We start from the raw sequence: 21494 nt of genomic DNA on the forward strand, positions 1-21494 counted from the left end.
AGTTATTTTGAGCTGGATTAAAGAAGAAGATTTAAAAGAAGTCCGTTCTCGTGCGGATATTGTGGATATCATAGGTCATTATCTGCCTTTAGAAAAGAAAGGGAAAGACTATCGATGTCTTTGTCCTTTCCATGATGATCACGATCCGAGTATGACCATCAATACCCAGAAACAAATCTTTAAATGTTTTGTTTGTGGACAGGGAGGAAATGTTTTTACTTTTGTACAGAAGATAGAAAACATTTCATATTTTGAAGCGGTATCTAAAGTTGCCACTATGGTAGGATATCCAATCAATATTCAAAGACAGACTTCTGTTAAAATCGATGAAAATCAGAAATATTATGATATTTTAAATACTTTTATTCAGTTCACACAGTACGAACTCAATACGAATGAAGGAACACAATGTCAATTGTATTTGAAAAAAAGAAATATCGATTCAACGATTCAGAAAAAATTTGAAATAGGATATGCACCGGATGTAAATATCAGTTATAAATTTTTGAAGGCGAAACAGTATTCAAATCAGGATCTGGTCACTTCAGGTTTACTATATGAAGCGGATTCTACTCGTGTACTCTTTTCTAATCGACTGATGATTCCCATTCATGATGAGAATGGAAATCCAGTGGGTTTCACTGCTCGTCGTTTGGAAGAAGACGATATGATACCGAAATATATCAATACTCCTCAAACAAAAATTTATGAAAAAGGAAATTTGATTTTTAATTATCATAGAGTCAAACAAAGTGCTCGAAAGATGAATCGCTGTATTCTGGTTGAAGGAGCAATGGATGTATTAGCGTATGAAAAGGCAGGAATTCATGAAGCATTAGCCTGTTTAGGAACAGCTATTACACAAACTCAAATTCGTCTTCTAAAAAGACTTCAGGCTGAAATTTATGTAGGATACGATGGTGATACTGCGGGTTTAAATGCGACTTATAAGTTTGGTCAAATGGCATTGGAAAATGGATTGAAATTTCAGATTATCAAGAACAAAACAAAACTGGATCCCGATGAAATCCTTGAAACCTATGGAAAAGAAGAATTAAAATCGCAATTGTCAAATACAATTTCATTTATAGATTTTTTATTTGATTATTTAAAAACAGTATACGTACTAAATAATTATGAAGATAAGAAAAAATATGCACAGGAAATCTATTCTTATGTTTCAAAATATTCAGAAGAATATGAAAAAGCGTTATATATAAAGAAAATACAGACAATTACGGGATTTGATTTTACTTATTCAAATCAGAATATAAATAAAAATAGGACAATTGTTCCTCTGTATTTTAATGAATTAAAATCTGGACGAGTCAGTGCTGAAAAATCGATTTTAGCTATGATTTTATCCAGTAAAAAAGCGGCAGAACAGTTTAAAAACGAGATTGGTTTTTTTCAGGATCCTGTTTGTGATCAGTTATCCTTATATTGTTACGATCTGTATAGACAATTAAATACAATCGATATGGATTTATTGTTGTCTAAAATTGAAGAAGAAGATGTGAGAAATTTATGTATAGATTTAATGAGCGAATTTGATTTAACATACAATGAATCCTTGTTTTATGACAGTATGCTGAAAATCAAAGAATGTGCTTTACAGGATCAGATTGATTTATTAAATAATCAGATTGCTAAGCTATCCAATCCATTGGAAAAAGCAAAAATGGCAATGAAAAAAAATGAATTGATCACTCAAAAAATAGAACTTCGACGAAAGGATGGATAATATGATATTGGATTTAAAAAAGTCAAAATTTTCTTTTGTGGAAGAAATAAAAGAGTTTCTTCTGTCTCAAAATGTCGATGATATTGAAGTATCTCAGGATGATTTGATGGATATACTGACAAAGATAAATGCTAATGAGGAAACCATTGATGAATTCTTTGACTGGTGTACACAAAACAATATTAATTTCATTACGGAAGATGACGTTTTTGAAGAGGTTGATGAAATTCCATTGGATTCACAGCTTGAATCGGATTTAGATTCGGATTATGAAACTTCAATTGAAGATGAAATTTTTGAATTAGAACAGTCTTTTGCGGCTCAATCTCAAGCAAAAATAAATGATCCGGTAAAAATGTATTTAAAAGAAATTGGACAGATTCCTTTATTAAGTCCAAAAGAAGAACCTGTTATCGCAAAGGCAATTCAGGATGGTATGTATGCAAAAGAAGAATTAGCTGCATGTCAGGATGACACAAGAATAGAAGAATTAAAACAGATTATTGATAAAGGACAACAGGCTAAACAAAAGCTGATTTCTGCAAATTTACGTTTGGTTGTATCAATTGCGAAAAAATATGTAGGAAGAGGAATGCTGTTTCTGGATTTAATTCAGGAAGGAAATTGTGGTTTGATCAAAGCGGTGGATAAGTTTGATTATACCAAAGGTTTTAAATTTTCCACATATGCAACATGGTGGATCCGTCAAAGTATTACTCGATCTATCGCCGATCAGGCTCGTACCATTCGTATTCCTGTTCATATGGTTGAAACCATCAATAAATTAACTCGAATTCAGCGTCAGTTAATTCAGGATTTAGGAAGAGATCCTCTCCCTGAAGAAATTGCGGAAAGAATGGGGAATATATCTGCAGAAAAAGTAAGAGAAATACAGAAAATTTCTTTAGATCCGGTTTCATTAGAGACTCCAATAGGTGAAGAAGATGATTCCCACTTAGGGGATTTTATTGAAGATAAAATTACTTTATCTCCTGGGGAATATACCAATAATCAACTTTTAAAAGATGAAATTGATCATGCCTTATGTGGATTGACCGAACGTGAAGAAAAAGTACTTCGTTTGCGATTTGGACTGGAAGATGGTCGTACTCGTACTTTAGAAGAAGTGGGAAAAGAATTTAATGTCACAAGAGAAAGAATACGCCAAATTGAAGCCAAAGCATTACGAAAATTAAAACATCCGAATCGCTCTAAACGATTAAAGGATTTCATGAAATGATATCAAAGCGACTACAGGCAATTGTGGAATGGATCGATGGTACTGTTATGGCAGACATTGGCTGTGATCATGGATATGTATGTATAGAAGCCATTCTTCAAAATAAAGTTAAAAAGGCATATGCTTGTGATATTGCACAGGGACCTTTACAGAATGCCAAAGAAACGATAAAAAAATATCATCTGGAGAATCAGATTGAATGCCAGTTAATGAATGGGTTATCAAATTTGAAAGAAGATGTGGATCTTATTGTGATTGCTGGAATGGGAGCGATGACAATGATTGATATATTACAGTCTTATGATATGAAAAAAGGCATGAATCTGATCTGCTGTCCTCATAAGGATGTGGAACTGTTTCGTAATTATTTATCAAAATCGGGATATGAAATTATAAAGGAGAAAATGATTTTTGAAGATCATTTCTATCCAATCTTATATATAACCTATTCTGGTGTTTCTTATTCTTTATCCGAGCATGAACAATATTATGGATACCGTATGATTCAGGATGAAATTTTTGGCTCATATATAGAATCAGAGATAAAAAAATGGACAACTATCTATCAGAAATGTCCAGATTCAAAAAAAATATCTTTAGAAAAACGATTAGAAGCTTTAAAAAAAATACGCTAGAGTATATTTTCTATGCGTATTTTTTCTTTTACCAGCTGATTTAATAAATAATTATAAATCATATTGGTTAAATAGGATGGAGTACTGGCTCCTGAAGTAATGGCAATGTTGGATCGATCTTCAATAAAATCTAAATTGATATCTTCTACTGTTTGGGCTTTGATTATGTTTGGAATCCCGGCAAGTTTACCAATATTTGCCAGCTGTCTTGTGTTGTTGCTGGTTGGATCTCCTACAACAATGAGTACATCGATTGGCTGATCCTTTAGATCCAGTATTGCCTGTTGTCTAACACGAGTCGCATTACAGATTTCATCATGAATCAAAGAATGAGGATATCGTTTTTTAATTTCATCAAATATTTTCTGAATATCCAGTATGGACATAGTGGTCTGATTGGTCACAAAGATTTTCTTGTTTTGAATATCAGGTATATCTTCTATTTTTTCAATTAAATATACAGAATCGTTTCCTTCATATATGGCTTCCGCTTCAGGATGATGTTTTTTTCCAATATAAAAAATCACAAATCCATTATCAATCTGTTCTTTTACAATCTTCTGTGTTTTACATACAAATGGACAAGTGGCATCTACAATGGTCAATCCTTTTTGTTTTGCTTTATCGAAAACATCTAAGGACACACCATGTGCTGTAAAAATCACAATTCCTTCTGAAATAGAATCTAAAAGCTCTAATCGAGTTTTATTTTTGACATCGACCGTTTCTATGTTATGATATTGTAGCGCTAATTGAACGTATCGATTGTGAACAAGATTTCCTAATATGGTGATCTTTTCATCTGGATTTTGTATACGGCACGATTTCGCAATTTTAATGGCTCTTAATACACCACCACAATATCCTTGTGGCTGTAACATCTGTACATTGAATTGTTTCATAGTATTATGATACAAGTTATCTTTTGATTGTCAATTTTAAAGATGTTTGTTTTAATAAAAAAAAGGAGGTCAATATGAATCGAATTCAAGAAATTATGAAAATAGAGCATTTTAAAGAAATGACTCCCATTCAAAAAGCAGTTTTAGAAAGAAAAAATAAAAATAGAGACTGCATCGGAATTTCCAGTACAGGTTCTGGAAAAAGTCATGCATTCTTTATGAGCATATTTGATTGTATAGATATCGAATCACAAGAAACGCAGGCAGTTATATCAGCTCCTACTCGTGAATTGGCTTATCAGCTGTATGAAAGATGTAAAAAAATTGCTGATCATTTCCAGGTTAAAGTAAAACTGGTTACAGGTGGTATGGAGCGTACATCTTCAAAGATTCAGGCACAGATTGTGATTGGTACACCAGGAAGAATGAAAGATTTATTTATTAATGAAAATACGTTAAGGCTGGATACAGCAAAAATTATGATCATTGATGAAGCGGATATGACACTGGAATATGGATTTTTAGAAGACATTGATATAATATTATCAAATATGGATAAAAAAATCCAAATGATGGTTTTTTCTGCAACGATACCACAGGAACTTCAACCATTTTTAAAGAAGTATTTAACAAATCCAGAAATCATTCAAATTTCTAGCGATGAAGATTTTCAAAGTGATGTAAAACATATTTTAGTCTCCTGTAAACATAAAGACTATAAAGAAAGATTACTGGATGTATTGCCTTGTATTAATCCATATGTATGTCTGATTTTTGCCAATACCAATTCTCAGGCAAAAGAAATTGCTTCTTTTATGAGGGAAAAAGGATACGATTTAACTGAACTTCATGGAGATTTAGAATCAAGAGAAAGATATAAATCCATCAAAACAATACAGGAACAGAAAAAAACATATATTGTTGCCAGTGATGTTGCCAGTCGAGGAATTGACCTGGAAGGAATTACTCATGTTATTTCTTGCGGATTTCCAAAAGATCTGAATTTCTATATTCATAGAGCTGGTCGTACAGGTCGTGTGAATCGTGATGGAATATGCATTGCCTTATATCAGGAAAACGATCGAAAAGCCATTAAATCTTTAGAAAATAAAGGAATCCATTTTGAAGAAAGAGATATTCGAAATCATCAGCTGATTGATAAAAAATCAAAAGTGATGAAAAAGAAAGAAGATCCAATTGCGGATGATATCGCTCGTATTAAAAGTAAAAAAACAAAAGTAAAACCAAATTATAAAAAGAAACAGAAAGAAGAGATTGATCGGTTACGTCGAAAAAAACGTCGTGAGATGATTCGTAATGACATCAAAAGGCAACAGAAAGAAAGAGCTAAACAGAGACAGATGGAGAAACGGTCATGATTCTGGGATGTCATGTTTCTATGAAGGCTCCTGACTATCTGGAAGGTTCGATTCGAGAAGCCTTATCCTATGGTGCCAATGCCTGTATGATCTATACTGGACCTCCCAGTAATTCAAAACGAGTAGATGTTGAAAAATTAAAAATTGAACAGGCAAAGGCATTGATGAAAGAAAATGATTTTCAAATGGATCGTGTTATTGTACATGCACCTTATATTATTAATATAGCCAATACGATAAAGGAAGATACATTTGAATTTGGTGTAACCTTTTTAAAAGAAGAATTAAAGAGGGTTTCGACCATAGGAGCCTCCATCCTGGTTCTTCACCCCGGATCGCATGTAAATGCTGGAAAAGAAAAAGGACTGGATTCTATTATAAAAGGATTAAATTCTGTTCTGGATTCTGATGATTCTAATGTTGTCATTGCTTTAGAAACAATGGCAGGTAAAGGAAGTGAATGTGGTTCCAGTTTTGAGGAACTTCAATATATTCTTTCCCATATTCATAAAAGAGATCGCGTAGGAATCTGTTTGGATACTTGTCATATACACGATGCTGGATATGATGTTTCAAATATAGATTCTATACTGGATGAACTGGATAATCAAATTGGTTTAGAATCTCTAAAGGTATTACATATTAATGATTCTAAAAATAAAATAGGAGCACATAAAGATCGGCATGAAAATATAGGAAAAGGATATATCGGATTTGATGCTTTACATACAATTGTTCATCATCCAAGACTGTCTTCTATTGTAAAAATTCTGGAAACTCCATATATAGAGGGCAAAGCGCCCTATAAAGAAGAAATATTAAAATTAAAAGAAATTGACTAAAATTCGTCAATTTCTTTTTTTAAACGCGATACAATCTGATCTTGAGGTAATTTTTCAATGATTTTACCTTTTTTGATGAGCAATCCTTCTTCTTTACCACCCGCAATGGCAATATCAGCATGTTTTGCTTCTCCTGGACCATTAACTGCACAACCCATAATAGCTACGGTTATTTCTTTATTTACTGTTTGAAGATATTGTTCGATTTCATTGACTGCATTTTCAATATTCCATTGTGTTCTTCCACACGTTGGACAGGCAATCAGATTTGGTACATTGGATATTAAACGACAATCCTTTAATAATTCCTTAACAATCGGTATTTCTTTTTCAGGAGAACCATTTACACTGATACGAATCGTATTTCCGATACCTTCCATTAATAAAGTACCTAAAGCCAGAGAACTTTTAATGGCGCTGGTCAATGTGGTTCCTGCTTCAGTTACGCCTAGATGTAAAGGATAATCAAATGTCGAACAAGCCAGACGATACGCTTCTATGCATAATAAAGGATCACTGGATTTGAACGATAGAACAGTATCGTAGAAATCACATTCTTCTAAGATGGACACGTGACGTTTGGCACTTTCAATCATTCCCTGTGCAGTAACTTTTCCATATTTTTCATGAATATCTTTTTCTAAAGAACCGCTATTGATTCCAATACGAATAGGAATGTGTTTCTCTTTACAGGCGGAAACCACTTTTTTTACATTTTCTTTCGAACCAATATTTCCAGGGTTTAAACGAATCTTATCCGCCCCGGCTTCAATGCAGGCTAATGCCAGTTTATAATCAAAGTGGATATCCGCAACCAGGGGAATATGAATTTCTTTTTGAATCTGAGCAATGGCTTTTGCATCTTCCATGTCCAGACAGCTTACACGTATGATTTCACAACCCATTTTTTCTAAGGATAAGATCTGCGAAATGACTTCTTTTACGCATTTTGTTGGAATATTACACATCGATTGAATATATACATGTTCGTTTTGCCCTAAGGGCAGATTTTTAATCATAACCTGTCTTGTTTGTGTACGTTTCATAATGAACCTTCTTTCAATTCCATTATACACAGATAAAGAAAAATCGCAATTTTTCAATTTTTATGTATAATATTAACATATAGGGGGATTTTTCGTGTTTAAAAGAAAAAAGAAAATTTCTAATATAAATAAAAAAAATATGAATGCCATTATTACTCAGCGCATTTTAATATTAACACTTGTTATTTCTGGATGTTTTGTTGCGATATTAGGTAGACTGTTTACCATTCAGATCATTCAACACGATTCCTATGTAGAGAAAAAAGATGATTATACATCCATTCGACAATATGTAAGTGCTCCTAGAGGAGAAATATACGATTGTAATGGAAAAGTACTGGCAAAAACAGTTGTCAGTCATAATATTACTTATACATCTCCCCAGAATATGAGCGTTGATGATTATCTGTTGTATGCCCAGCGTATTGTAGAAGTATTTGGTCTGGATGAGGATGATTTAAGCGAACGTGATAAAAAAGAAGCATTTATTACGTATCGTACATTAAATTATTCACCATTGGATGATAAATATGCAGCCAGTGATTTATTAACCGATAAAGAAAAGCAGGAATATGCAAATGGCAGCTGGGGTGCCGATGCGGAATCCATTCGATATGGTTTATTATACAATCGAATTAAAGAGAAACACTTAAAAGAAATGAGTGATGATGAATTAAAAACCTGTGTCATTTACCAGAGAATGATTGCCAATGCTTCTACAGGGCAGGAAAATGTTGTTCTGGAAGATGTTGACGATGATGAAGTCTCTTATCTGGTGGAACATAAAACAGAATTCCCTGGTTTTGAAGTTGATTTCGGTGGATGGAAAAGAGAATATCCATATGGGGAAAGTTTATCGGATGTTTTAGGAAATGTATCAACAAGTACAGAAGGATTGCCAGAAGCCTATTATTCTTACTATATTCAAAAAGGATACCAGCCAAATGCTTCTGTAGGTACTTCAGGACTGGAATTTCAATACAATGATTTACTGGCCGGTACCAGTGAAGAATCTATTATTACCTATGATTCAAATGGATTGGCACATAAGGAAGTTATACGAAATGCCGTAAAAGGATATGATATACATTTATCTATTAATATAGATTTACAGGTGTCTTTAGATGATGTACTGAAAAGTGTATTACAGGAATATGGAGGTACGGAAAGACGTGAAAATTTCTCTTCTTTATTCATGTGTATGATGGATCCAAATGATGGCTCGCTGCTGGCTTTATCGGGGTATCAGATGGATCTGGAAACAAAAGAAATGACATATTATGCATCCGGTAATTATACATCGTTAGTCAATCCAGGATCCAGCATAAAAGGAGCAACAGTTTATATGGGACTCATGGAAGGAGTTATTTCCCCTGGAGAAGTTATTATCGATAAAACGATGAATATTGCAGGAGAAGAATTTTCATCTTATGAAGAACATGGACCTGTAAATGATATTACGGCTTTGCAGGTGTCCAGTAATATCTATATGTTTAATATAGCCATTCGATTGGCGCATGGAACTTATGTAGAAGGAGAACCACTGCAGGTAAATGATGTACCAGAAACTTTGAATCAAATGCGAAGTTATTATACACGTTTTGGTTTAGGAAATTTAACAGGTATTGATGTTCCTGGTGAAGTAGCAGGGTATCAGTCAGTCAATACATTAGCCGGTATGTTATTAAATTATTCCATTGGACAATATGACATGTATACTCCGGTTCAATTATTAGAATATATTTCGACAGTGGCAACAACTGGCTATACTTATAAACCAAGAATTTATTCGTATGCAACTGAAGTAAACAGCAGTGAAGTGGTTGAAGTTTATGAAAGTGAATTGCGTAATAAACTGGAAGGTGAAAAATCGGATGAATATCTCAATCGAGTTCAGCAGGGATTTAGAGCCTGTGTCACAGGGGGAAATTGTGGAAGTCAGATAAAAGAACGTAAACAGAGTGTAGCAGGAAAAACAGGAACGGCTGAAGTTGGAGATTGGACGACAGCTATATTTGTGGGATATGCACCTTATGAACAGCCCAAAGTAGCTTTTGCCTGTGCGGCTCCTACTTCTTCTGTCAATTCACAAAACGTATCCGCAAACATTTGTACAGATACTGTTACAAATAAAGTATTAGATAAATATTTTGAATTGTATCCACAATAGTTCTTGCACTTTAAATGGTAGTTATGGTAGAATATTGAAGCAATATGTAAGGAGGTCAGACCATGAGAGATCGTATTATTTTTAAATGTTCTGTTTGTGGTAATGAAAACTACATCGGTACAAGAAATAAAAAGAAACATCCTGATAAGATGGTTATTAAAAAATATTGTCCTAAATGTAATCAAAAAACTGATCATAAGGAGAAAAAATAAGAAAGACCGAGTATGGTCTTTTTTAGTATAGTCTATGAAAGTACTCACATATACATTAGGTCCAGTTCAGGCAAACTGTTATATTTTAATTGAAAATAATCATGCTTTGATTATCGACCCAGGGGACAGTTTTGATATTCAAAAGCTGATTGATCAGGAAAACATTACTATTGATGCGATTGTTTTAACACATGTACATTTTGATCACTTTTCAGGTTTAGAATCTTTATGTAAAAACATTTCCTGTGACATTTACTGTAATGAAAAAGAATTTGATTTTTTTATGAATCCATATTTGAATGCATCCAGTCATTTTATGTATCCAGTTACATATTCCTGTCAGCCAATCGCTGTAAAAGAAGGTGTTATAAAAATTGGTACATTTGAAATGGAAGCTATTTATTGTCCAGGACATACGACTGGTTCTACTGTCTATCGCTATAAAAATTTATTATTTACAGGAGATGTACTATTTAAAGGATCAATTGGTCGTTGTGATTTAGAAACGGGTTCTTTTACAGAAATGAAACAATCCATTCAGAAAATAAAAGAAATAAAAGAAAATTTGTATATTTTACCTGGACATGGTCCTCTCTCTACTTTAGATGAAGAAAAGAAAGAAAATCCATATTTTTAAAAAATATGGTTTTTTTTTACTCTTTTTTGAAATTTTTTCGAATATTAATAATATGGAACAATTATTAAAAGATTTAATTCAATTCGCATTAAATAAAAGAAGTACAGATATTCATTTTATTCTTTCTAATCATCAATTAAAAATCACATTAAGAACACCGAATGGATTTGAATCACTGATACAGGATATATGGAATGAGTCTTTTTTTGAATATTTAAAATATAAGTCACATTTTGATTTAACAAATCCATATCTTCCACAAAGTGGACAATTTTCTATCTTTCTGAAAAAAGAAATATTCTGTCGCTTTTCTTTAATCGTAAATCAGCAGCTGCAAACAGGGGTTTTAAGAATCCTGAATATGAATCTGGATCTGAAAATTGATGAATTGTGTCATGATTCAGAAGTCATTCAATATTTTCATTCTTTAACCTGTAAGAGAAGTGGGCTGGTCATATTCAGTGGTCCTACAGGATCGGGAAAGACAACTACTTTACATGCAATCTTACATGAAATCAGTCTTCAGGGACTTCATAAAGTGGTTAGTTTGGAAGACCCTGTAGAAATTAAAGACAATTATTATTTACAGCTGCAGATCAATGAAGCACAAGGATTTACGTATGAGAAAGGAATAGAAGAATTATTGCGACACGATCCAGATGTAATATTTATTGGGGAGACCCGAAACACGTATACCGCTCAAATGGTACTGAGAGCCTGTCTGACAGGACATTTTGTATTTACAACCATACATGCGAAAAACGGGTTAGAGACCATTGAACGTTTAATGGATCTAGGTCTACCATACAAAGAATTAAAAATGGTTCTCACAGCTGTAATATCCCAAAGATTGTATTCGTCAAAAAATGGAAGGGAGTGTATATATGAAATTCTATCGAACGAACAGCTTCAATACGCATTTGAAAATCGAAAATACAGTCCAGATTTTGAAAATCTTAAAAGAAAAATTCAAAAAAATATTGAAAATGGAAATCTCATTGACCAGCAGGCAAGATACGATTTGTTGGATCTATGAACAGGAAATTAAGGATTTTTATTTATTACTGGATCATGGATTGGATATTCAGACTATGATTTCTCTGTGTTTTAAAAATGGAGATTCGATTATTAAAAAATTAGAAAATGGAATTTCGTTAAATGAATCTTTCTGTTTTAAAAATAAAAATTTTGAAAATACATTTCGTTTTTTTTCTTCCTTTTTACCAGTCAAACAATCGATTTATTCTACTTTCCAATTTATGGATGATTCATATGGTTTTATTAAGAAATGTCTAAAACAGCTGATCTATCCATCGTTCATATTCTTATTCTGTTTTTTTATGATATATTTTTTATCCGAATCTATTCTTCCTTTTATGGATTCATTTACCAGTGATAACAGACTGTCTTTCTTTATTTATCTATTAAAATATATATATACATTTATCCTTCTTTTTCTTTTATTTCTGATTGTATCTTTTCTAATCTTATATAAAAATCACTCTCTTACTTTTTTATTTCAGAAAATAAGCCTCTTTAGAAAAATGTTGACCCATCAGTTCTGTATTATTTTTATAAATCTATTAAAAGCAGGTATTGATACCTCTACGATTTTATCTTATATGGAAAAAATAAAATCACATTACTTAAATCATCTCATTGTAAAGCCTTTATTTGAAGGTTTACAGAAAGGACATACACTTGAAACAATCATAAAAAAGAATTCTTATATGGATGAACATTTTCTTCATTTTTATACAATCGGAATACAAAACAATAATTTAATAGAAGTATTAGAAATATATATAAATCGAACAAAAAATCAAATGGAAACTTATACAAAAAAATTTTCAGTATATGTTCAGATTTTTTCTTATACCAGTGTAGGACTGATTGCCATTTTAGTTTATCAGATTATGTTTTATCCATTAAATATGTTAAGTGGAATATAGGAGGGAAATATGAAACGAAACGCATTTACGATTTTAGAAATGATGGTTGTATTATTAATTGTTGCGATTCTACTTTTTATAACTTTACCAAATATACAGCAGAAAGAGAAAATTATACGTAATAAAGGATGCCAGGCACTGATTGAAATTGTGAACAGCCAGATTTTACTGTATGAAATAGATGAAGAAAAAACACCGGATACAGTACAGGAATTAATTGATCAGGGATATTTAAAACAAGGACAGGATGTCTGTCCAAATGGACAGGAGATTGTGATTGAAAATGGACAAGCCCGTTCACAATAATGGATATACGTTGATGGAAATGTTAATGGTTTTACTGATTGTGACCCTTTTTTCCATTCCGGTTTCGCTTCAAAAAGATCATTTAACTCTTTTTATGAAAAAGATGAAAATGTATTCCATAGCTGTTCAGTGCAATGCCTTTCAATTAAAAGAGGTAAAGACAATTCGTATAGGGAACAAAGAAGCTCTCTTTGATGATAAATTATTTTATTATCCAGATACGATATCCTGCAACAGTGTCACCTTCCATTATAATGAGAATGGAAATATTTCACAGGCATTATCGTATACATGTAAAGATTCCAGCCATAAGATGAAAATGATATACCAGTTAGGAAGTGGAAGAGTACGTTATGAATAATGGTTTTTCTTTAATGGAAAGTATCCTGGCCTTATTAATTGTATCAATCTGTATACAGATTTTGATAGGATGTATCTGTTCCATTTCAAATCAGGAAGAAAGGATTCTCAATGAAAAAATCGAAAAGAAATGGTTTTACTCTGATTGAAACTTTACTGGCCTTATTGATCTGTTCGGTTGTTTCCTTATTATGTGTATGCCTGATTCAGACTTCATATAAATTGTTTTCTATTACCTCTATTCATCAGCATCAGCTTGCGATATTACAGATTCGTCAGATTTGTTCTTTATCAAATAATATAAATGTTTCAGATGGAAACTTATCCATGTTATATCAAAGAAAAAATATTACGATTTCTTATAAAAACAATCGTCTTGTGCAGGAAGATGGATATGTAATATGGATGGATGATTTAGATTCAGCTGTATTTTATAAAATAGATGAAGATATATATTTGGAATGGGAAGCTTATGGGAAAGCATATCAGGCACAAATCACCTAATGGATATTCATTGTATATGAGTCTAATCTGTTTTTTTCTGATGCTGCAATGTGTTGTATTTGTTTGTCTTTATACTATGGAATCTACAAATCTGATCTTATGTAATAAACAATCTATTATGGATTTGTCCTGTATATCACAGGCAAGGGGGATGATTGAATATAATACATGGATACGAAATTGTTCGAAAGATCAAAGTCAACTCATTCTGGAAAAACAGATGGAAATACAGGGAAAAAATGTATATTTTAAAGATTGTGAAACTTATATATTGTGTCAATATGAACAGATTCAAATGCGTATATATTATGATGATCATTTCGTTTCTGGTTTAGAAATAACTAAAAATGTTGACTAGTCAGAAAAAAACAGTAAAATGGTACATGTAGACGATGATTTAGAGTAGTAAACAAAAATTTCTTGATAGAGAGTCAATGGCTGGTGGAAATTGATAAGAACGATTGTTGAACTTGCTAAGGAGTTGGTAATAAAGTTACCCGTAATTCTTGCGATAAAAGAGAAAGAGTGTTCCGAAAGGAAAACTAAGGTGGTACCGCGTTTATAACGTCCTTAGACAAGGACGTTTTTTTAGTAGGAGGAAATATAATGTATAATCATCAGGAAATTGAGAAGAAATGGCAAAAATACTGGGAAGAACATGAAACATTTAAGACGGATATCTGGGATTTTTCAAAACCTAAATTTTATGCATTGGATATGTTCCCATACCCATCAGGTGTAGGGTTGCATGCTGGTCATCCAGAAGGATATACGGCAACAGATATTGTGTCTCGAATGAAACGTATGCAGGGGTACAATGTACTGCATCCAATGGGATACGACTCTTTTGGTTTGCCTGCTGAACAGTATGCTGTACAGACTGGAAACAATCCAAATGGATTCACACAGAAAAATATTGAGTATTTTACCAGTCAGCTAAAAGAATTAGGTTTTGATTATGACTGGAGTAGAATGGTCGCAACCAGTGATCCAGAATTTTATCATTGGACACAATGGATTTTCAAACAGTTATATAAAGATGGGTATGCCAAATATGTAGATATGCCTGTCAACTGGTGTGAAGAATTGGGAACGGTTTTATCAAATGATGAAGTCATTGATGGAAAAAGTGAAAGAGGTGGATACCCAGTTGTTCGTAAAAATATGAAACAATTGTGTATTGATCAGCCTGCCTTTGCTCAGAGATTACTGGATGGTCTGGATGAAATTGACTGGCCAGAATCCACAAAGGAAATGCAGAGAAACTGGATTGGTAAATCAACAGGGGTTGAAGTTGAATTTCAGATTGTGGGAGGAGGAAAATTCTCTATCTTTACAACCTGCATTGAAACCATCTATGGTATTACATTTATGGTATTGGCTCCAGATGGAAATCTGGTTCAGGAATTAATGCCTCGTATTCAAAATCAGGAAGAAGTAAAAGCTTATATTCAGGAAACCATCTCAAAATCCGATATGGATCGTACTGAATTAAATAAAGGAAAGACTGGTTGTCGCTTAGAAGGCATAAAAGCTATCAATCCTGTAAACGGAAAAGAAGTGGAAGTATTTATAGGAGATTTTGTCCTTGCTAATTATGGAACAGGGGCTGTTATGGCAGTACCTAGTCATGACCAGCGTGACTTTGAATACGCCATTGCTCATAATATTGAAATGATTCAGGTTATTGATGGACAAGATGTAAGCGAACATGCATTCGAAAAACAGGATTATTTAGGAAAAGGATGTAAACTGATTAATTCAGAAGAATTCACAGGTTTAACAGTGGAAGAAGCAAAAGTGGCTATCACAAAAAAATTAGTGAATATGGGTATCGCAAAAGAAACGATCAATTATCGTTTCCGTGAATGGATCTTTGCTCGTCAACGTTATTGGGGAGAACCAGTTCCAATTGTGCATATGGAAAATGGACAGGATTATGTTCTGGAAGATGATGAACTTCCTTTGATTTTACCAGAGCTAGAAGATTATAAAGGACATAATGGACAGGCTCCACTTGAAAACGCTCAGGAATGGAAACAATATGAAAAAGATGGATTTAAAGGAAAACGAGAAACAAGTACTATGCCGGGAAGTGCAGGAAGCAGCTGGTATTTCTTACGTTACATTGACCCGCATAATAGTTCAGAATTTGCCAATTATGAATTATTGAAACACTGGATGCCAGTGGATTTATATGTAGGGGGTCCAGAACATGCCGTTGGACATTTAATGTATTCTCGTATCTGGAATAATTATCTTTATGATAAAGGTTTATCTCCTGTAAAAGAACCATTTAAAAAGCTTGTTCATCAGGGAATGATTTTAGGAGAAAACGGAATCAAAATGGGTAAACGCTATCCTGAATATGTTGTTAATCCAAGTGATATCGTAAAACAGTATGGAGCAGATACGCTTCGTCTATATGAAATGTTTATGGGACCATTAGAAGCCAGCAAACCTTGGAATTCAAAAGGGGTAGAAGGGGCAAAGAAATGGTTAGAAAGAGTCTATCGTATATTGATTGAAAGTGATAAATTATCCAATACTAACTCTCATGAACTTGATTATATCTATAATCAGACAGTAAAGAAAGTAACGAATGACTTTGAAACATTGGGATTCAATACTGCAATCAGTCAAATGATGGTTTTCATCAATGAATGTTACAAAGTTAATTCCATTTATAAGCCATATGCACAGGGATTAATTCAGATGTTAAGCTGTATTTGTCCTCATATTGGAGAAGAAATGTGGCAATTATTAGGACACGAAGAGTCGATTGCCTATGAACCTTGGCCAATTTATGATGAATCAAAACTTGTATCTTCAACTTTCACTTGTGTTGTACAGGTAAATGGAAAAGTACGTGGAAAATTTGATGTTCCAACGGATACAGATCAGGAAGAATTAAAAGAAAAAGCTTTATCGCTGGAATCTGTCAAAAAACAGATTGATGGAAAAACCATTCGTAAAATTATTGTAGTCAAGGGCAAAATTGTAAATATTGTAGCCAACTAGGTGTTAGAAATAACACCTTTTTTTGATTTTAATCTGTTTTATGTTAAAATATGTAAAAGATTGGTAGGTTGTATATGCAAATAAAAACAATACATTCAGATTTATATGAATCTTTTCTTGAAAAATATCCATATCAAAGTTTTTTACATTCTTCCTATGCGGGAAATAAACTAGAAAATGATGGATGGAATGTTGAATATTTAGGATATTTTAATCAGGAAGAATGCGTTGCCACTTGTTTACTGGCAACTCTTCCATTAATGAAAGTTTTTCGATATGCCTATATTCCTCGTGGTATGGCTATAGACTATAAAGAAAAAGGCTTGCTGCAAGCTTTTATTCGTGATTTAAAAAGATACTTAAAGAAAAAGAACGTTGTGTTTTTAGAAATTGATCCCAATATTCCATATCAGCAAAGAGATAAAGATGGTAAAATTGTTGAAAATGGATTGAATAATTTTGAAATCGTAAACAATTTAAAGTCTTGTGGTTTTATTCATTTACCTATGAAAAAAGGTTATGATTCCAGAAAACAATGCCGCTGGATATCAGGCATTGATTTAACGGATCGAAGTGCTGAAGAAGTTTTTTCAGAATTTTCCTATATGACCCGTCAGGATATTCGTACTTCTAATAAATATCAGGTACAAGTACGTGAACTGCAAAAAGATGAACTATATATATTAGATCAGATGGAAAAACAAACCAGTCAGCATCAGGGATTTGAAGCAAGTACATTAACCTATTATCAGGATTTGTATACGTATTATAAAAATCATGTGAAAACTCTATATGCCTATCTGGATCTGAATTTATATGGGAATAAAATTAAAAGTGAACTGTCTAAAGTAGAAACCAGTATTGAAAAGACAAAAGAATTTCTTGAAAAGAATCCAAATTCTACAAAAAAAATTAATCGTTTAAAAACTGATGAAGAATATTATCAGTCTTTACAAAAAAAGATTGAAAATATATCGAATCTATATTCTAAATATGGAAATGAAGTTCCTTTGGCCTGCTGCTTATTTATTGAATATGGTAAAGAAGTTGTTTATCTTGTTGGGGCCAGCAATTATGAATGTCGTAATTTTAAAGGACCTTATGCTGTACAATGGGAAATGATACAGCAAGCCATTAAAAAAGGATATACTTATTATAACTTTTATGGAATCAGTGGATATTTTAATGAAGGAGAACAAGGATATGGTGTCTTTGATTATAAACGAGGATACAATGCAATCGTTACTGAATATATTGGCAATTTTGTTCTTCCAATTCAGAAACCAATATTTAACATCTATAAAAAGTTAAAAAAAGAACTATGATTTGAATACGGTTTGATGTATAATCAATGCAAATGCTAAAAGAAGAAAAGAACATAGAGAATCGCTTTTAGAGAGAAGTTGGACGGTGGAAAACTTCAGTAGAATCTATGAAATACACCTTCTTGCTTCGTAAGACGTAATCCCTGCGTTAAAGGATAAAGCGCTCTGAAAAGAGAAGTAAGGTGGTACCGCGTTTAGAACGTCCTTATATCAGGACGTTTTTTTTTTTGAAGGAGGAAATTATGAATTTTTTTGAAGAATTAAAGTGGAGAGGATTAATCAATGATATTACCAGTCCAGAAGTAGAAGATGTTATCAATAACCAGAAAGTAACTTTTTATATTGGAACGGATCCTACTGCAGACAGTTTACATATTGGTCATTACTCATCTTTATTAATGGCGAAAAGACTGGAACAGCATGGACATCATCCAATCATGCTTGTTGGAGGAGCCACTGGATTTATAGGAGATCCAAAAGCAACAGGAGAAAGAAATATGTTAACTCCTGAAGTTTTAAAACATAACTTTGATTGTCTACATGAACAGATTTCTAAATTATGGGGATTTGAAATGGTTAATAACTTAGACTGGACAAAGGATATGACGGTAATTGACTTTTTAAGAGATTTTGGTAAATTCTTTAATGTCAATTATATGTTAAATAAAGAAACAGTAAAAAAACGTTTAGATTCAGGTATAAGCTATACTGAATTCTCATATATGATTTTACAGTCTTTGGATTTTTTAACACTTTATCAGACAAAAAATTGTGTTATGCAGATTGGTGGACAAGATCAATGGGGAAATATTACTAGCGGTCTGGAATTGATTCGAAAAAAATGTGGGGCAGATGTAAAATGTTATGGATTGACAATGCCATTGATTACTAAGGCAGATGGAACAAAATTTGGAAAAAGTGAAAGTGGTACAGTTTGGCTGGACCCTGCAAAGACTTCCCCTTATGAATTGTATCAGTTCCTGTTTAATACAGAAGATGCGAAAGTAATTGAATATTTAAAGAAATTGACATTCTTAAGTGTTGAAGAAATTACTAAACTGGAAGAAAGTTTAAAAAATGAACCACATAAACGTCTGGCACAAAAAGCATTGGCACAAGAAGTTGTTAGAGATCTTCATGGACAGGAAGAACTGGATTCTGCTTTAAAAATAACGGATGCATTATTTAGAGGAAATCTTCAGAATCTGGAAGCGAAAGAAAGATTATCTGCTGTTAAAAATATGGATAAAATAGAGTGCAATGCAGATTTGAATTTAGTGGATTTCTTAATTCAGACAAAAATTGCTTCTTCTAAGCGAGAAGCAAGGGAATGGATCAACGGAAATTCGATTTCTGTAAATGGTGAAAAAATAAAAGATGTAAACTATATTGTATCGCTAGATAAAGCTTATATTGAAAACTATATTCTGATCAAAAGAGGGAAAAAGAATAATTACTGTGTCATCCTAAAATAAAAATCTATAGTCATTCTATAGATTTTTTTTGTAGTATTTACCTTGCCATGTATTTCTTTTTACCATCTCTTTATCAATATCATTCAATACGATTGTTTTTTTTATTGTCCAATCAGGGGCTATTAAATCACTGGCAATGCCATCTCCAGTCAATCTTTCAATAATCATAGATTCTGGTAAAATTTCAAGTTGAGAAACAACGATATCTATATATTCTTCTTTTGATAAAAGAGGAAACGGATTCTTTAGATAATCATTTGCCATTTGAGTTCCCTGAATCAGATGAAGCATATGTATTTTAATCGCATCACAGTTAGAATGAGCTACCCATTCTGCGGTTTCAATCATTTTTTCTTTTGATTCATAAGGTAAGGAATTCATGATATGGACACAGCATTTTATATGGGTCTTTTTTATTTTTTGAATGATGTCGTATACAATTTTCGTATTATGACAGCGATTGCATAAATCCATTGTATCTTCGTGAATGCTTTGAAGGCCCAGTTCAATCCATGTTTCTTTTAGAACACTTTTTTTATCCAGATATTCTAAAAATTCATCATCAATACAATCTGCTCTTGTGGCAATACAGATACCAAATACATCCTCTTTTTCAAAAAAGGGATCGTATAGATCTTTTAATACGGAAAAAGGAGCATACGTATTTGAATACGACTGGAAATACGCAAAGCCTTTACAATCCGGCCATTTTCTTTTCATACGGCTTAAACCGATTTCATATTGTTCCATGACATTTTCATTGAAACCTAAAACACTGTCTCCAGATCCTTTGCTGGAACAGAATGTACAGCCTCCAATGGATTTTGTTCCATCTCGGTTAGGACAGGTAAAATGGGCGTTTAAAGGAACTTTGGCAATTTTACAATTGTATTTTGATTTTAAATAGTAATTCATTGTTTGGTAACGTTTGTTATCAAACGAATAACGATATGGATTTTTCATGAGGATATTTTATCAAAATTATTCGGTTCGTGGTATGATTTTAACTTAAAATATGATATTATTATTTCGCGTTAAGGGGACATAGGAGAGAAAGGAATTGGTGCTCATCGATGTCAGACGTTAAAAAGGGTAATTCTTCTAACGCGAAAGCAGTAAACTATACGGTGAAAATTTCACGCCAAAAAGGGATTCGTATGCGTGTGACAGCTCATGGGGAACTGGTTGTTCATGCCAATCCGTTCTGTACAAAAGAAGCCATTGATAAATATGTACAGGATCATGTCAACGAATTTAACTATCAGCCTTCGGTACGGATATTTGGACGTAGTTTTCGCATAAAGAAGGTAAAAAGTCAAACAAGTCACGTTTCTTATAGTGAAAATGAACTTCTTATTCAATATAAGGATAAAGCGGAAATAGAGACATTATATAATCGTTTTTTAAAGAAAATATCAAAAGATGTATTTAGTGATGTAGTAGATATGGTTTATTTCCGGTTTTCAGATTATGAATTTGAAAAGCCTAAAATTATAATTCGAAATATGAAATCAAGCTGGGGTGTTTGCCATCCAGATAAAAATTCAATCACATTGAATTCTCAGCTGGTGCATTATCCAATTGATTTTATAGAATATGTAATTTGTCATGAAATGATTCATTTATTAGAACCAAATCATTCAGAAGCATTTTATAGAATATTAAAAGAAGTTATGCCTGACTATAAAAGAAGACTGGATTTAATTGAAACAAATGAAGAAAAACAGTATCTAGTGTGATACTG

The 21494-nt window shown here is 32.6% G+C and carries 22 protein-coding genes and 2 other annotated features; of the genes, 19 read left to right on the plus strand and 3 right to left on the minus strand.

Translation table 11 applies throughout. The features are described from left to right. Positions 1-7: 7 nt before the first annotated feature. Genes dnaG through FYJ50_RS00560 form a run of 3 tightly spaced genes read left to right on the plus strand, consistent with a single transcriptional unit; the run spans position 8 to position 3619 of the window. Complete coding sequence (gene dnaG, locus FYJ50_RS00550; protein ID WP_154459091.1) at positions 8-1744, plus strand: DNA primase; 1737 nt, start codon at positions 8-10, stop codon at positions 1742-1744. Position 1745: 1 nt separating this feature from the next. Further along, positions 1746-2984, plus strand: a complete 1239-nt coding sequence (rpoD, locus tag FYJ50_RS00555) for an RNA polymerase sigma factor RpoD (RefSeq protein WP_154459092.1) — start codon at positions 1746-1748, stop codon at positions 2982-2984. Next, positions 2981-3619, plus strand: a complete 639-nt coding sequence (locus FYJ50_RS00560) for a tRNA (adenine(22)-N(1))-methyltransferase (RefSeq protein WP_154459093.1) — start codon at positions 2981-2983, stop codon at positions 3617-3619. The genes rpoD and FYJ50_RS00560 overlap by 4 nt, the downstream gene beginning before the upstream one ends. Here the strand turns inward: FYJ50_RS00560 and ispH are convergent. Then, positions 3616-4521: a 4-hydroxy-3-methylbut-2-enyl diphosphate reductase gene (ispH, locus tag FYJ50_RS00565; RefSeq protein ID WP_154459094.1), complete on the minus strand. Its 906-nt coding sequence runs from the start codon at positions 4519-4521 to the stop codon at positions 3616-3618. The two genes, FYJ50_RS00560 and ispH, sit on opposite strands and share 4 nt — an antisense overlap. 74 nt (positions 4522-4595) lie before the next feature. Between ispH and FYJ50_RS00570 the strand changes: the two genes are divergently transcribed. Next, the gene (locus FYJ50_RS00570; RefSeq protein ID WP_154459095.1) at positions 4596-5900 is read left to right on the plus strand and encodes a DEAD/DEAH box helicase; all 1305 of its coding nucleotides are present in this window, start codon (positions 4596-4598) and stop codon (positions 5898-5900) included. After that, complete coding sequence (locus FYJ50_RS00575; protein WP_154459096.1) at positions 5897-6742, plus strand: deoxyribonuclease IV; 846 nt, start codon at positions 5897-5899, stop codon at positions 6740-6742. The genes FYJ50_RS00570 and FYJ50_RS00575 overlap by 4 nt, the downstream gene beginning before the upstream one ends. On the opposite strand, the gene ispG is transcribed toward FYJ50_RS00575, so the two are convergent. After that, positions 6739-7788: a flavodoxin-dependent (E)-4-hydroxy-3-methylbut-2-enyl-diphosphate synthase gene (gene ispG / locus FYJ50_RS00580; protein ID WP_154459097.1), complete on the minus strand. Its 1050-nt coding sequence runs from the start codon at positions 7786-7788 to the stop codon at positions 6739-6741. The two genes, FYJ50_RS00575 and ispG, sit on opposite strands and share 4 nt — an antisense overlap. Before the next feature lie 94 nt (positions 7789-7882). Between ispG and FYJ50_RS00585 the strand changes: the two genes are divergently transcribed. The 13 genes from FYJ50_RS00585 to tyrS all read left to right on the plus strand — a co-directional run bounded on the left by FYJ50_RS00585 (position 7883) and on the right by tyrS (position 19750). Next, positions 7883-9958: a peptidoglycan D,D-transpeptidase FtsI family protein gene (locus FYJ50_RS00585; protein ID WP_338082974.1), complete on the plus strand. Its 2076-nt coding sequence runs from the start codon at positions 7883-7885 to the stop codon at positions 9956-9958. Positions 9959-10020: 62 nt separating this feature from the next. Continuing rightward, complete coding sequence (gene rpmG, locus FYJ50_RS00590) at positions 10021-10170, plus strand: 50S ribosomal protein L33 (protein WP_154459099.1); 150 nt, start codon at positions 10021-10023, stop codon at positions 10168-10170. Positions 10171-10204: 34 nt separating this feature from the next. Further along, positions 10205-10807 (plus strand): MBL fold metallo-hydrolase, encoded by a 603-nt coding sequence (locus FYJ50_RS00595; protein ID WP_154459100.1) that lies wholly within the window; start codon positions 10205-10207, stop codon positions 10805-10807. Positions 10808-10859: 52 nt separating this feature from the next. After that, on the plus strand, positions 10860-11843 hold the full coding sequence (locus FYJ50_RS00600) for an ATPase, T2SS/T4P/T4SS family (protein WP_205946356.1): 984 nt from the start codon (positions 10860-10862) through the stop codon (positions 11841-11843). Next, positions 11755-12759 carry a type II secretion system F family protein gene (locus tag FYJ50_RS00605; protein WP_205946357.1) on the plus strand — a complete coding sequence of 335 codons (1005 nt, stop codon included), beginning with the start codon at positions 11755-11757 and terminating at the stop codon, positions 12757-12759. Before FYJ50_RS00600 ends, FYJ50_RS00605 begins: the two co-directional genes overlap by 89 nt. 9 nt (positions 12760-12768) lie before the next feature. Beyond that, the gene (gene comGC / locus FYJ50_RS00610; protein ID WP_154459103.1) at positions 12769-13065 is read left to right on the plus strand and encodes a competence type IV pilus major pilin ComGC; all 297 of its coding nucleotides are present in this window, start codon (positions 12769-12771) and stop codon (positions 13063-13065) included. Next, positions 13043-13426 carry a prepilin-type N-terminal cleavage/methylation domain-containing protein gene (locus FYJ50_RS00615; protein WP_154459104.1) on the plus strand — a complete coding sequence of 128 codons (384 nt, stop codon included), beginning with the start codon at positions 13043-13045 and terminating at the stop codon, positions 13424-13426. The genes comGC and FYJ50_RS00615 overlap by 23 nt, the downstream gene beginning before the upstream one ends. After that, positions 13419-13574, plus strand: a complete 156-nt coding sequence (locus tag FYJ50_RS00620; protein ID WP_154459105.1) for a prepilin-type N-terminal cleavage/methylation domain-containing protein — start codon at positions 13419-13421, stop codon at positions 13572-13574. Before FYJ50_RS00615 ends, FYJ50_RS00620 begins: the two co-directional genes overlap by 8 nt. Next, entirely contained in the window at positions 13537-13929 is a 393-nt protein-coding gene (locus FYJ50_RS00625; protein ID WP_154459106.1) for a prepilin-type N-terminal cleavage/methylation domain-containing protein, read from the plus strand. Before FYJ50_RS00620 ends, FYJ50_RS00625 begins: the two co-directional genes overlap by 38 nt. A 16-nt stretch (positions 13930-13945) precedes the next feature. Further along, the gene (locus FYJ50_RS00630; RefSeq protein ID WP_154459107.1) at positions 13946-14287 is read left to right on the plus strand and encodes a hypothetical protein; all 342 of its coding nucleotides are present in this window, start codon (positions 13946-13948) and stop codon (positions 14285-14287) included. Positions 14288-14312: 25 nt separating this feature from the next. Beyond that, positions 14313-14504: a binding site (T-box leader), on the plus strand. A gap of 31 nt (positions 14505-14535) precedes the next feature. Beyond that, positions 14536-16950, plus strand: a complete 2415-nt coding sequence (gene leuS / locus FYJ50_RS00635) for a leucine--tRNA ligase (protein ID WP_154459108.1) — start codon at positions 14536-14538, stop codon at positions 16948-16950. A gap of 74 nt (positions 16951-17024) precedes the next feature. Beyond that, positions 17025-18275, plus strand: a complete 1251-nt coding sequence (locus FYJ50_RS00640; protein ID WP_154459109.1) for a peptidoglycan bridge formation glycyltransferase FemA/FemB family protein — start codon at positions 17025-17027, stop codon at positions 18273-18275. A 28-nt stretch (positions 18276-18303) separates the two neighbouring features. Then, positions 18304-18485, plus strand: a binding site (T-box leader). Positions 18486-18517: 32 nt separating this feature from the next. Then, positions 18518-19750, plus strand: a complete 1233-nt coding sequence (gene tyrS, locus FYJ50_RS00645; protein WP_154459110.1) for a tyrosine--tRNA ligase — start codon at positions 18518-18520, stop codon at positions 19748-19750. 15 nt (positions 19751-19765) lie between these two features. On the opposite strand, the gene mnmL is transcribed toward tyrS, so the two are convergent. Continuing rightward, complete coding sequence (gene mnmL, locus FYJ50_RS00650) at positions 19766-20713, minus strand: tRNA modification radical SAM protein MnmL/YtqA (protein ID WP_154459111.1); 948 nt, start codon at positions 20711-20713, stop codon at positions 19766-19768. Between the two features lie 110 nt (positions 20714-20823). On the opposite strand from mnmL, the gene FYJ50_RS00655 reads away from it, so the two are divergent. Continuing rightward, positions 20824-21489: a M48 family metallopeptidase gene (locus tag FYJ50_RS00655; RefSeq protein ID WP_154459112.1), complete on the plus strand. Its 666-nt coding sequence runs from the start codon at positions 20824-20826 to the stop codon at positions 21487-21489. Positions 21490-21494 lie beyond the last annotated feature (5 nt).

The sequence above is a fragment of the Floccifex porci genome (genome assembly GCF_009696175.1).
Taxonomy (GTDB): domain Bacteria; phylum Bacillota_I; class Bacilli_A; order Erysipelotrichales; family Erysipelotrichaceae; genus Floccifex; species Floccifex porci.